Here is a 13,212-nt window from a genome sequence, read left to right as displayed (position 1 = left end):
ATTATTCAGCAACCTCTTCAGTAGCCTCAGCAGGAGCCTGCTCGTCCTCCGGAAGAAGTGCACGCATTGAAAGGCTTACACGCTTCTTGTCAAAGTCAATAGCAGTAATCTTAGCTTCTACTGTTTCGCCAACTGAAAGTACATCAGCGGGCTTTTCAATTCTCTTGTTAGCAATCTGAGAAATGTGGATAAGACCATCAATACCCGGGATGATGTTTGCAAAAGCACCGAATGATGTAAGACCAACGATTGTAGCCTTAACAACTGTGCCCACCGGATACTGGTTCTTGAGGATCTCCCATGGATTCTCGTCAGCGTTCTTAAAGCCGAGAGAAATCTTCTTTGTTTCCTCGTTGATGTCCTTTACATATACTTCTACAGTATCGCCAACATTTACAACCTCACTCGGGTGCTTAATGTGTGTCCAAGAAAGCTCTGAAATGTGAATCATACCGAATACACCGCCAAGGTCAACAAATGCGCCGTAGCTTGTAAGTGACTTAACAACACCTGTGTACTTCTTACCGATTTCGCAGTTCTTCCAGAACTCCTCACGCTGAGCAGCTCTCTGCTCCTTAAGTACGCTTCTGATTGAGCCGATAGCTCTCTTTCTTCTGCCACGCTGTGAAACCTCAATAAGTCTGAACTGTACTTCTTTACCTACGAGATCCTCAAGGCTCTCGTCACGAGTAGCAGTTGCCTGTGAAGCAGGAATAAATACTCTTACATCGTTGTAGATAACGATTACACCGCCCTTAACAGCCTCTGTAACCTTACCTGTAAGAACTTCCTGTGAGTCAACCTTAGACTCAAGAATTTCCCAGCCCTTAGCTGCGTCTACTCTGCGCTTAGAAAGCATAATTGTGCCTTCCTGATCATTTGTCTTCATAATAAGAAGCTCGATCTTGTCGCCAACCTTTACGATATCCTCCGGCTTAGCGTTAGGATCGTTAGAAAGCTCACTAGCAGGAATAAAGCCTGTCTGCTTTCTGCCGACATCAACCTGAACCTCGTTAGGCGCAATGCTGAGCACTGTACCCATTACCCTCTCATTTGTATTTAAGTTTTTGAGGGATTCCTCAAGCAATGCCTCAAAAGATTCTTCACCATTTGTTACACCGGATTTAATTTCACTCATTGTATCCAGTACCTCCTTTATTATCCTTGCCGGAGTAGATGCACCGGCAGTAACGCCAATTTTTTCAGCAACGCTGACTTGATTTGCATTTAGCTCGTCCGCTGTTTCAATAAGAACTGTGTTATCGCACTGTCTTTTACAAATATCAAAGAGCTTGCCCGTATTTGAGCTGTGCCTGTCGCCTATTACTACCATAAAATCGGATTGAGCCGCAAGTAAGTCAGCTTCGGTCTGTCTAACTGACGTTGCATTACATATTGTATCAAATATTTTTGCATTTGTACATAGTTTTTTAATCTTTTTTACACACTTTTTCCATTCTTTTGTGTCAAATGTGGTCTGTGCGACAACAAAAACCCGTTTATTATTCTTTTTTAGAACAATATTGTAAATCTCGTCAATTTCTTCGCTGTTCTTAAAGGTGTGGCACTCGGTACTGCAATGACCGATAATGCCCTCCACCTCAGGGTGAACGCTGTTGCCTGCGATTAAAACTATGCCGTCCTTGTTGTCGGGATTTGCCACTATATTGTGTATCTTCTTAACAAAAGGACATGTTGCATCTTCATATTTTACACCATTTTCATCTAATTTGTCAATAACATATTTTGGAACACCGTGAGAACGGATAACAAGAGTAGCGTCTTTTTCTACCTCGTCAATATTATCAACCGCTTTACAGCCACGACTTTCAAGTTCGTTTACGACTTCCATATTATGAATGATAGGTCCGAGAGTAGATACTTTTACATTCTTGTCAAGCAAACTGTTCACAATATTTATTGCTCTGTTTACGCCAAAGCAAAAGCCGGCAGATTTTGCAACGGTTATGCTCATTTTCTGTCCTGCTCCCTCATCTTCTTGATTTCGTCCATAATCATATTTGTGGCATTTTTAAGCTGTCGTCTGTCGCCGTCAGGTGTAAGTCCGAGCTGCTGCGGAGTAAGCGGATCGCCGAAATGAATTACTCTCTTTGCAAAGCGGTGCTTCGGGTTACCCGTAATTGTGATGCACGCTGGAATAACAGGCACCTGCATTTGTTGAGCAACAAGTGCGCAACCGCTTCTCGGACGCATAAATTCGCCTGTCTTTGTTCTGCCTCCCTCAATAAAGATAGTCATTACATTGCCCTCTTTTATGAGGTCTTCACCTGTTTTTATAGCTTTGCCGTCACCTGCGCCACGCTCAACGGGAAACGCACCGAGTGCACGGATTAATCCTGCAAAAAACTTGTTTTTAAAAAGTTCCTGTTTTGCCATAAAGAAAAGTCTGCGCCTTTGACCGAGACCTAAAAGCACAGGGTCGGAAAACGACATATGATTGCTTGCAATTATATATGCTCCCTCATGCGGAATAGAGTTGTTATTTATAAATTTATATCTGTAAAACACTTTCATAATCGGACGGCAAACCGCCTGACCGACTCTGTAAAGCACCTTAGACTGTCCCATTAAACATTCTCCTTTATAACGGAAATTATTTTATCTACCGACTGTTCAAAATCAAGTTCTGTAGTATCTACAATCACACAGCCCTCGGCAGGTTTGAGCGGAGCGGTTTTGCGGTGAGAATCGTTGTAATCCCGCTCGTTTACATCTTTGAGAACATCGTCATAGCTGACATTCATTCCCTTTTCCAAAAGTTCTTTGTATCGTCTTTCGGCTCTTGCCTCGGGAGATGCGGTAAGAAAAATTTTCACCTTGGCATCGGGCAGTACAACCGTACCGATATCTCTGCCGTCCATAATCACATTATTTTTCTTTGCCATATCTCTCTGCAAATCAAGCAAATACGCTCTTACTTCGGGAATTGCGGAAATTTTTGACGCTGTCATAGATACTTCGGGAGTTCTGATAAGTGAAGAAACATCTTCGCCGTCAAGCAAAACTATCTGCTCCATTTTATCGTTAAAGGCAATTTCAACCTTAATTTCCGAAAGCATATCACTCACTTCTTTTGATTCGACAGGCTCAATATTTCTTCTCATTGCGCTAAGACCGATTGTGCGGTAAAGAGCGCCCGTGTCAATATATATATAATCAAGAGCTTTCGCTGCTCTTTTTGCTATAGTGGATTTACCTGCACCTGCAGGACCATCGAGTGCTATTGCAACAGACATTTTATTCTTCCTTTCTTAATAAGCGGCGCTTTCGCCTGCAAGATTACCTGTACTCCATGCTATCTGTAAGTTAAAGCCGCCCGTATAGGCATCGCAATCTATTACTTCGCCTGCAAAGTAAAGTCCTTTTACAAGTCGGCTTTCCATAGTTTTCGGATTAATTTCAGTGGTTTTTACGCCGCCCGAAGTAATAATTGCCTCTTCAATAGGACGAAAACCGCTGATTTCTACGGTAAAAGCCTTTAAAAGTTCGCAAAGAGTTCTGCGTTCTTCCTTAGTAACAGAATTGCATTTTTTATCAAAAGGTATACCCCAACGCTTTAAAACAGGTACAACAAGTTTTTTAGGCAGCAACTTAGTAAATGAATTAGAAACATCTTTATTATGATTTTCGTCAAAATCACGCTGTAAGCGTTTTTCAAGCTGCTCATAAGAAAGCGCAGGTTTTATGTCAATTACGGCATTGTATCTGCCGTCCGAAATATCACGGATATGTGAACTTGCGGAGAGTACCATAGGACCACTCATACCGAAATGAGTAAACAGCATTTCTCCGAAATCATCGTAAACCGTTTTACCGCTCTGTGTATCAACAATCTTCAGACCCACATTTTTAAGTGCAAGGCCCTGCATTGATTTACAGTCGAGATTTTTGCTTTCGAGCGGAACAAGCGACGGTTTTAGCGGTACTATTGTATGTCCCGCCTGCTTTGCGAGAGTGTATCCGTCACCCGTAGAACCTGTGAGAGGGTAGCTTTTACCGCCGCAGCATATGATCACACTGTCCGCATAATATGTTTTGTTCTTACACTTAACTCCGACTGCCTCGCCATTTTCAAGCAAAAGTTCTTCGGCGGTGTCTTCCACAATTTTACAGCCGCAGTTTTTTACATAGTTATACAATGTATCAACCACATCAACAGCTTTGTCGGACTGCGGAAAAACCCTGTTGCCACGCTCTGTTTTAAGAGAAAGTCCAAGTCCCTCAAAGAACGCAACAGTGTCTTTGGGAGTTAATTTGTTGATTGCCGAATAAAGAAATTTTCCGTTTGTAGGAACATTTCTTATAAAAGTTTCGACATCGCAGTTATTGCAAACATTACATCTGCCTTTGCCCGTAATCATAATTTTTCTGCCGACACGCTTGTTTTTTTCTATTAATGTTACGCTTGCGCCGTACATTGCCGCTGCCGATGCAGCCATAAGACCCGCCGCACCTGCGCCGACCACAACTACCTTTTTACTTTCCATTCTTCTTTCCCGCTTCCGTCTCTTCTTCCTCGTCCTTCTCTCCGCTTGCGTAAACTCCCTCTCTGTTCCATACGGTTTCAAGTCTGCGGAAGTTTTCGGATACTTCGTCTTTCTTTTTAAGAACAGTCGCAACAATAAGCGCATTTATAAGGCTTAACGGGGCTACAAGCGAATCGACTATTGACGCCATATCGCTTCTTGCAATAAGTACGGAGTCTGCCGATTTAACAAGCGGCGACACCATACTGTCGGTAATTGCTATAGCGTGCGCACCCTGCGAACGGGCATAGTTCATAGCGTCAACAGCCATTGTGCTGTATCGTGGGAATGAAATTCCTATCATAACATCTTTGTCGGTCATTCTGAAAATTCTCTCATATGTTGTTGTATGGCTTGTAGAGTCGATTACTCTTACATTATCGAAAATAAGTTCAAAATAGTAGCCGAGAAAACTTGCGATTGCGGCAGTTGAACGAACACCGAAAATATAGATTCTGTCGGCATTGCAGATTTTGTCTACAGCCCTTTCAAAATCCTCGTGCGAGGTTTCTTCAATGGTTCTGCGGATTTTATCAATATCCTGATTCAGCACGCTATTTAAAACATCGTCATTGCCGATTCTGCTTGAAGTAACCTCAATTCGCTGAACAGAAGTGAGCTTATCCCTTATCATTTCCTGCATGGCTTTCTGCAACTTTGGGTAGCCGTCATAGCCAAGCTCTGTGGCAAATCTTACAACCGTACTTTCCGAAACGCCGACGGTTTCGCCGAGTTTTGAGGCAGTCATAAAAGCCGCTTTGTCATAATGCTCCTCTATATAAAGTGCAATTCGCTTTTGACCTTTTGAAAGCGAGTGCATACTCAAATCTATTCTTGTCAATAAATGGGTGATCATCAAATAACCTTCTTTTAAAAATTCTGTAATTATGAGCAACCTGCAAACGCAGGATTTTTCTTAATTTTACATACATATTTAATTGTAACACACAAGTTATTTTAATTCAACCGAAAAACAGGTTAATTTTTTATTTTTTGAAATAATGAATTATCGCACTGTTTTTCTTGCAAAAAACGAGCAAATATGCTAATATACTACTATGCTGAAATGTAATCGGGAGGACAGATTATGATTGCTATAATTGACTACGGCGCAGGAAATATTCAGAGCGTAAACAAGGCTTTGAAATATATCGGCTGTGACTGTGTTGTTACAAGAGATAAAGATATGATTTTAAAGGCAGACGGTGCCGTTTTGCCGGGAGTAGGCTCATTCGGAGATACAATGGACACCATGGAAAGCTACGGCATTAAAGACACCGTACTTGATTTTATAAAGACAAAAAAGCATTTCTTAGGTATTTGCCTTGGATTGCAGTTGCTTTTTCCCGAAAGCGAAGAAAGCCCTAATAAAAAAGGATTATCTGTTTTTGACGGCAGCATAACAAAAATTCCTGCCGATACAGGCTTAAAGATACCGCATATAGGTTGGAACAGTCTTGATATTGTAAAAAAGGACGGCATTTTTAAAGGTATAGAAGACAATGCCTATGTATATTTTGTTCACTCATACTTTTTAACAGCAAAGAACCCTGAAATTGTTGCCGCAAGGACAAACTACGGAGTTCAAATTGATGCGGCAATCGAATGGAAAAATGTTTCCGCAACGCAATTCCACCCCGAAAAAAGCGGTGAAGTCGGATTAAAAATTCTTAAAAACTTTGCCGATATGGTAAACGGAAAGTAAGGAGAAAAGATATGTATGCAAAAAGAATTATCCCCTGCCTTGATGTAAAAAACGGCAGAGTTGTAAAAGGTATGAGCTTTGTTAATCTTGTAGATGCGGGCGACCCCGTGGAATGTGCAAAACAATACGATAAAGAAGGCGCAGACGAGCTTGTTTTTCTCGACATTACAGCTTCAAGCGATTCAAGAAATATTACAATTGATATGGTTGAAAAAGTAGCAAATTCAATTTTCATTCCGTTCACCGTAGGCGGCGGTATAAGAAGTGTTGACGATTTCAATTTACTTTTAAGAGCAGGCGCAGACAAAGTTTCCGTTAATTCCGCTGCCGTTCATCGACCTGAACTTATCAGCGAGGCGGCTTATAAATTCGGCAGTCAGTGCGTAGTTGCCGCCATTGATGCAAAGCGAAAAGAAAACGGTTGGGAAGTTTATGTGAATGGCGGAAGAACTCCTGTAGGCCTTGATGCGGTTGAATGGGCTGTAAAATGTGAACAGCTCGGCGCAGGCGAAATTCTGCTTACAAGTATGGACGAGGACGGACAGAAAAAAGGCTATGACATCGCACTTACAAGAGCAATCTCGGAAAAAGTTTCAATTCCCGTAATCGCCAGCGGCGGCGCAGGCGCTCTTGAGCATTTCTATGACGCATTCACAGAGGGCAAAGCAGACGCAGTCCTCGCAGCCTCTCTCTTCCATTTCGGCGAAATTCCGATTCCCACATTAAAAAAATATCTTAACGAAAAAAATATTCCTGTAAGACTTTAACATCAAAGAGCAAACAGCCATCAGACTAAAATAAGTTTGATGGCTGTAATTTTTATACCCGATAATCTATAAATCTATAATACAAAAGCCGCTCTGAGGCGGCAATTGTAATAATAATTTTTACTTTTTAATTATGCGCTTTATGCGCTGTAACTGTCACGGTTATTCTTATCCGATGCAAGTTCTCGCTTTCTTTCGTCAAGCTGACTTTGCATTTTTTCAAGAATTTGAGGATTTTCCGTATTTGCGATTATCTCGGCAAAAAGGTCGGGGATATTCTCTTCTTTAAAACCTTTTTGAGAAAAAATCCGCTTTACGGAATAAGCGTACTTTGACATTGTAGGCTGAAAAGTGCGGGCATAATTCTTTGTCATCTGTTTTACACCCACAACCTCAATCATTTGCTTGTTAAGCAATGAATTGATTAAAAGGTTAATGTAACTTTTGCGCCATGTTCTGTTTACAGATTTGCTTACAATCTCAGAACTTGCCAGAGGCTCGCCCACCTCCCATAATAAATTCATAATCTCTTCTTCGCTTTTAGTCAGCATTGCCAATCATCCTTCCGTAATTTTCTTTATATATACCGCAAAATTCTTTAAGCCAAAGCCTTGTGCTGTGGCAATTATCAATTAAACATACCCAATAAATGCGAAAAAACGAAAAATATACAATTTATTTTTAATCTATTGTACTTTATTGCAGTAATTAAGTCAATATATATCTATCAATATTTTTAAAATTTTGAGCAAAAACACAGTTTTATGTCTAATTTATAACAATACTTGACATACACAAATTTCCACAATAAAATTATATGTGTATATTATTAAACATTATAATCATTATTATATATTTGTAATTTGGAGGCTGTTATGTCAGAATTTAAAACTAATGTAATGCGTATTCTCGAAAAAGCAAAAAATAGATTATGCAGCACACGAATATCCGCACGGAAAAGACGCTGTTGACGGCATAAGCGTTGCCAAACTTTTGGGGCAAAATCCCGAATGTGTATTCAAAACGCTTGTCACAAAAGGCGTAAACGGCAGCTACTTTGTATTTGTTGTTCCCGTTGCGGAGGAACTCGACCTTAAAAAAGCCGCAAAATCAGTTGGTGAAAAATCCGTTGAGATGATTCATGTAAAAGATATTTTAAAAGTAACAGGCTACATTCGAGGAGGCTGCTCACCTATCGGAATGAAAAAGCAGTACCCTACCGTTTTCCACGAAAGCTGCCTTAACAATCCGAACATTATTGTAAGTGCGGGAAAAATCGGTTATCAGATTGACCTTGACCCTCAAACTTTAATTGAATTCACAAAAGGAAAATGTGCTGACATTATTAAGTAGTTTGTACACAAAACCTTCACATAACATTTGTGTTACCTTTATTGACTAAGGATTTATATAATGCTAAAATTATAGCAAATATGATAACCTGTCATATCAGGAGGTAATAGGTATGATTAAAAAAACATTTTACAATCTTCCGTACGAAAAAAGAAAGCGTATTACCGACGCTGTCATAAAAGAATTTATGGAACGGCCTAACGAAAAGGTTTCTATAAACAGAATTATAAAGACCGCTGAAATTTCCCGAGGCAGTTTTTATCAGTATTTTGACGACAAGGTAGATTTGATAGAAATTATCACTAAAACTATGTTTGACGAATCAAGCAACAAAGCCAAAGAAATTTTAAAACTTTCATGCGGCGATCTTTTTGTTATGTACATTAAAATGTTTGATTATTTCGACGATTACAGCAGTCAAAAGCAAACAATGAAAATTATGAGAAATATTGTTGACAGCTTTAAAGCAAACGATGACCTTGTAAGCGAATATCTTAAAAACCGTTTTAACATTGCGCTTTCAAACAACGAAATATATCTTATGGTTGACAGACAAAATCTGAAATTTCAGGATAACGAAAGCGTTAAATGCCTCATAGAAATTCTTACACAAGTGCTAAAAAATGCAATTTTCGATGTTTTTGTCGCAGGCAGTGACCGTGAAGAAGTGCGTGAACGCCTTATCAAAAAAATCGACATAATCAAACAAGGCGCAGTCAAGTGATATTAGGTAATAAATAATTTATTAAACAGTTATTTTATGGAAATAATCAATGAAAGAGGAATGATATGCTGCCAAAACTAAGTGTAAAAAAGCCGATGACAATTTTTGTGGCGGTTATTGTGGTAATTGTATTGGGTATAGTGTCGGTATTTAAAATGACGCCTGACTTACTGCCTAATATGGATTTTCCGTATGCAATAATCCTTACAACCTATCCGGGACAAACTCCGGAAACAGTTGAAACGGTGGTAACAAAACCGCTGGAACAGTCACTCTCAACCATTGACGGCGTAAAAACCATCACCTCCACCTCATCTGACAACTATTCAATGTTGACACTTGAGTTTGAGGACGGTACGAATATGGACACCGCTACCGTTGATATGAGAGGCAATCTTGACACTATCAAAGATGCTTGGCCTGACGGTGTAGGCAGTCCGTACCTTATGAAAATTAACCCTAATATGATGCCTGTAGCTATGGTTGCGGTTGATTACGACGGTTACGATACAGTGCAAATTTCCGACTATGTAAACAACGAACTGAAAAATCAGCTTGAGGGGATTGACGGTGTAGCCTCTGTATCTACAAAAGGTATTGTAACTCAAAAGGAAAATGTTATTATTTCGCAAACCAAGATTGACGCTCTCAACGCAAAAATCAATGACGCTCTCAATGACAAATTCGGCGATGCGGAAAAGAAAATTTCCGATGCAAAGAAAGAATTGCAGGACAATATTTCTAAAGCGGAGCAAGGCAGTGATACCATCGAGCAGTCAATAAACGACTTAAATTCTCAACAGGAAGAAGTTGCAAAACAGCTTGCTGACGCCCAAGGTAAGGCACAAAGCGGTTACACTGAAATTTTGAATGCAAAAATGCAGTTGCTTGACCAACAGCAGTCGCTTACTGCAACCAAGCAAACTTTGACAATCGCCTACCAAACATTAACACAGATAAAAGAAAAACTTGACAGTTTGCAGGACGAAAAAGTACAGCTTACACAACAGATAGAAACTTTTGAAAAAATATACAACGACTACAAAGATGCGCTTAGCAAACTTGCAAACCCAGATCTTACAGACGAGCAGCTTGCACAGGTAAGAGCAATCCTTGCTAAAATAGATGAAGAACTTGATAAATACGGTTTTCCGAAAGAAAAGCTTGAAGAAAGACTTAATAATGCAAAAAATGCTCTTACAAATGTAGATAAAGCAATAACTCAAACAGTTGAGGCATTAAAAGGACTTGACACCACAGAGGAAAAACTTGATGATACAATAGCGGAAATTGCGGATAAAATATCTCAAGTAGACGGCGGTATTACACAAATTGCAGCCGCTGTAAAAGGTCTTGACAACAATACCGTATCTGTAAATCAGGCACTTTCAGAGATAGAAAAACAGCAATCTCTTGCGGCATATCAGCTTTCGGGCGGACTTTCTGCTCTAAACACAAAGCAAAGTGAAGTAAACAGTGCATTAACCCAGCTTAATTCCGCTCAAGAAGAATTAAAATCCGCAAGTGATGAACTCTCCGACCAAAAAGATAAAGCCAAAAAAGCCGCCGATATGACAAACACTGTTACAATAAGCAATGTTTCAAATATTCTTACGGCACAAAATTTCTCAATGCCTGCAGGATATGTAAGTGATGACGAAAATATTAAATATCTTGTGCGTGTCGGCGACAAAATAGACGGCGATAAAGAAATGCAGTCGCTTTCTCTTTTTGACACGGGAATTGACGGTATCGGCGTTGTAAAACTAAGCGATGTTGCAGATGTATTTATAGCTGACAATTCGGACGAGGTATTCACAAAGATTAACGGAAACTCCGGCGTTGTATTCAGTTTTTCAAAGCAGAGTGATGCCGCAACCGCTACTGTTTCCGAAAATATAGCCAAAAAGCTCAACTCTCTTACACAGGAAAACGAAGGTCTGCACTTTACCACCCTTATGGACCAGGGCGACTACATAGATATTATTATAAACAGCGTTTTACAGAATCTTCTTATGGGTGCTGTACTTGCAATTATAATTCTGTACCTTTTCTTAAGAGATATTAAACCAACCATCATTGTTGCGCTTTCAATTCCTATCAGCGTTATTTTTGCACTTGTGCTGATGTATTTCAGCGGTGTTACTCTCAATATGATTTCGCTGTCGGGACTTGCAATCGGCGTAGGTATGCTTGTTGACAACTCGGTTGTAGTAATTGAAAATATATACCGACTGCGCAATTTGGGTGTGCCGCCTGTAAAAGCCGCTTTAAACGGTGCTAAACAGGTTGCGGGCGCAATTGCATCGTCTACACTTACAACAATTTGCGTATTCTTCCCTATCGTATTCATAGAGGGTCTTACCCGTCAGATATTTATGGATATGGCGCTTACTATCACCTATTCCCTGCTTGCAAGCCTTATTGTTGCCCTTACGCTTGTGCCTGCTATGGGTCAGCGTATGCTAAGAAAGGTTAAACCTGTTAAGCACGGAATGTTTGATAAAATGCTCGGCGGCTACGAAAAATCTATTCGTTTTGTATTAAAGCACAGAGCAATCGCACTTATCGCTGCAGTTGTACTTCTCTTTGGCAGTATGTTCGGTGCTGTGGCAAGAGGCTTCAGTTTTATGCCGAATATGGCAAGCACGGAGCTTTCCGTAACAGTCAGCCTTGACGACTCGGCTACTATGGATGATACCATTGACGCCGCACAAAACCTACTCGACACTCTTTCAACGTATGACGAATTTGAAACTGTTGGTGTTATGACAGGTTCAACAACAAGCCTTATGGGTCTTACAGGCTCTGTATCTTCTTCCGATGCAGACAAAGGTTCTGTTATGGCATATGCAGTATTCAAAGACGACAAAGTAAAGAACAGCGAAAGTATCAGCAAAGAAATTGAAGCAGAACTTCAAAGTATTGACGGAGATGTGGTTGTAAGCGGCAGCTCTTCTTCAAGCTCAATGTCAGCTATGCTCGGTAATGACGGTGTATCAATCAAACTTTACGGTGACGACCTCAAAACTTTGCAGAATACCGCAAAAGATATGGCGGAAAAACTTGCTGCGGTTGACGGTATTGACGAAACCGATAACGGCATCGGTGCTACTTCGGGCGAAATCAAGGTAACTGTCGATAAAACAAAGGCTGCCAAAAAATCACTTACGGTTGCACAGGTATATCAGCAGATTGCCGCCGCAATCACCTCGGAAACCACATCTTCTACCCTTACAAACAGCGGCAAAGACCTTGATGTGGTTGTAATCAAAGACGAAAACAGTGATGTTACAAAAAACAATATCAAGGATATTAAACTCACTTATACAGACAAAGAAGGCAACGAAAAGACCACAAAACTCTCCGAAGTTGCCGAGATTTCAGATTCCGAATCAATGAATTCAATCACAAGAAGTGACCAAAAGCGTTATATTAAAGTCAGCGGTACTTTAAAAGACGGTTATACAAACACCGATGTTTCAAACAAGGCAAAAGCTGTATTTGATGATTATAAACTTCCTGACGGCTGCAGTATTGAATACTCGGGTTCAAACGAGAGCACAATGGAAGCTGTAAATCAAATGCTGCTTATGATGCTTTTAGGCGTAATTCTTATTTACCTTATTATGGTTGCTCAATTCCAGAGCCTTAAGTCACCGTTTATCATTATGTTTACAATTCCTCTTGCATTTACGGGAGGATTTCTCGGATTGCTTATTACAGGTTTTGATGTCAGCGTTGTGGCATTGCTCGGTTTTGTAATGCTCTGCGGTATTATCGTAAACAACGGTATCGTACTTGTTGACTACATCAACAACCTAAGACTTGAGGGCAAAGAAAGACGAGAAGCAATTGTAGAGGCAGGCAAAACAAGAATGAGGCCTATCCTTATTACGGCAATCACAACCGTTCTCGGACTTTCAACTATGGCACTCGGTATAGGCACAGGTTCAGAGATTATGCAGCCTATCGCTATTGTATGTATCGGCGGTTTGCTGTACGCAACAATTATGACTCTTTATATTGTTCCTGTAATTTACGATATTTTAAGCAAAAAAGAACTTCGCAAAGTTAGCGAAAGCGACCTTGAGGAAATAGATATTTAATTGAGGA

The 13,212-nt window shown here is 40.2% G+C and carries 10 protein-coding genes and 1 pseudogene; 5 read left to right on the top strand and 6 right to left on the bottom strand.

Annotated elements, in window-relative coordinates; genetic code table 11:
- Position 1 precedes the first annotated feature (1 nt).
- From H8R91_RS01940 to H8R91_RS01920, 5 genes are read right to left on the bottom strand one after another with little or no spacing between them, the layout of a single operon-like run.
- Positions 2 to 1,975 (bottom strand): bifunctional 4-hydroxy-3-methylbut-2-enyl diphosphate reductase/30S ribosomal protein S1, encoded by a 1,974-nt coding sequence (locus H8R91_RS01940; RefSeq protein ID WP_186934649.1) that lies wholly within the window; start codon positions 1,973 to 1,975, stop codon positions 2 to 4.
- Positions 1,972 to 2,589: a lysophospholipid acyltransferase family protein gene (locus H8R91_RS01935; protein WP_186934648.1), complete on the bottom strand. Its 618-nt coding sequence runs from the start codon at positions 2,587 to 2,589 to the stop codon at positions 1,972 to 1,974. The genes H8R91_RS01940 and H8R91_RS01935 overlap by 4 nt, the downstream gene beginning before the upstream one ends.
- On the bottom strand, positions 2,589 to 3,257 hold the full coding sequence (gene cmk, locus H8R91_RS01930) for a (d)CMP kinase (RefSeq protein WP_186934647.1): 669 nt from the start codon (positions 3,255 to 3,257) through the stop codon (positions 2,589 to 2,591). Before cmk ends, H8R91_RS01935 begins: the two co-directional genes overlap by 1 nt.
- A gap of 15 nt (positions 3,258 to 3,272) precedes the next feature.
- A complete protein-coding gene (locus tag H8R91_RS01925; protein WP_366476980.1) occupies positions 3,273 to 4,589 on the bottom strand; it encodes a BaiN/RdsA family NAD(P)/FAD-dependent oxidoreductase in 1,317 nt (438 codons plus the stop codon).
- Entirely contained in the window at positions 4,498 to 5,403 is a 906-nt protein-coding gene (locus H8R91_RS01920; protein WP_186934645.1) for a MurR/RpiR family transcriptional regulator, read from the bottom strand. Before H8R91_RS01920 ends, H8R91_RS01925 begins: the two co-directional genes overlap by 92 nt.
- A gap of 231 nt (positions 5,404 to 5,634) precedes the next feature.
- Here H8R91_RS01920 and hisH point away from each other — a divergent pair, with 231 nt between their 5' ends.
- The gene (gene hisH / locus H8R91_RS01915; protein WP_186934644.1) at positions 5,635 to 6,252 is read left to right on the top strand and encodes an imidazole glycerol phosphate synthase subunit HisH; all 618 of its coding nucleotides are present in this window, start codon (positions 5,635 to 5,637) and stop codon (positions 6,250 to 6,252) included.
- An 11-nt stretch (positions 6,253 to 6,263) separates the two neighbouring features.
- Complete coding sequence (hisF, locus tag H8R91_RS01910; RefSeq protein ID WP_022235493.1) at positions 6,264 to 7,019, top strand: imidazole glycerol phosphate synthase subunit HisF; 756 nt, start codon at positions 6,264 to 6,266, stop codon at positions 7,017 to 7,019.
- Positions 7,020 to 7,159: 140 nt separating this feature from the next.
- On the opposite strand, the gene H8R91_RS01905 is transcribed toward hisF, so the two are convergent.
- On the bottom strand, positions 7,160 to 7,570 hold the full coding sequence (locus H8R91_RS01905; RefSeq protein WP_022235492.1) for a BlaI/MecI/CopY family transcriptional regulator: 411 nt from the start codon (positions 7,568 to 7,570) through the stop codon (positions 7,160 to 7,162).
- A gap of 324 nt (positions 7,571 to 7,894) precedes the next feature.
- On the opposite strand from H8R91_RS01905, the pseudogene ybaK reads away from it, so the two are divergent.
- The 3 genes and pseudogenes from ybaK (at position 7,895) to H8R91_RS01890 (ending at position 13,205) form a co-directional block, all read left to right on the top strand.
- Positions 7,895 to 8,372: pseudogene (ybaK, locus tag H8R91_RS01900) on the top strand (Cys-tRNA(Pro) deacylase).
- A gap of 112 nt (positions 8,373 to 8,484) precedes the next feature.
- A complete protein-coding gene (locus tag H8R91_RS01895) occupies positions 8,485 to 9,096 on the top strand; it encodes a TetR/AcrR family transcriptional regulator (protein ID WP_186934643.1) in 612 nt (203 codons plus the stop codon).
- A 65-nt stretch (positions 9,097 to 9,161) separates the two neighbouring features.
- Positions 9,162 to 13,205 (top strand): efflux RND transporter permease subunit, encoded by a 4,044-nt coding sequence (locus H8R91_RS01890; protein WP_186934642.1) that lies wholly within the window; start codon positions 9,162 to 9,164, stop codon positions 13,203 to 13,205.
- Positions 13,206 to 13,212: the final 7 nt, after the last annotated feature.

The organism is Ruminococcus intestinalis (assembly GCF_014288065.1).
GTDB lineage: Bacteria > Bacillota > Clostridia > Oscillospirales > Acutalibacteraceae > Ruminococcoides > Ruminococcoides intestinale_A.
This window is presented reverse-complemented; position numbering and strand designations above follow the sequence as displayed.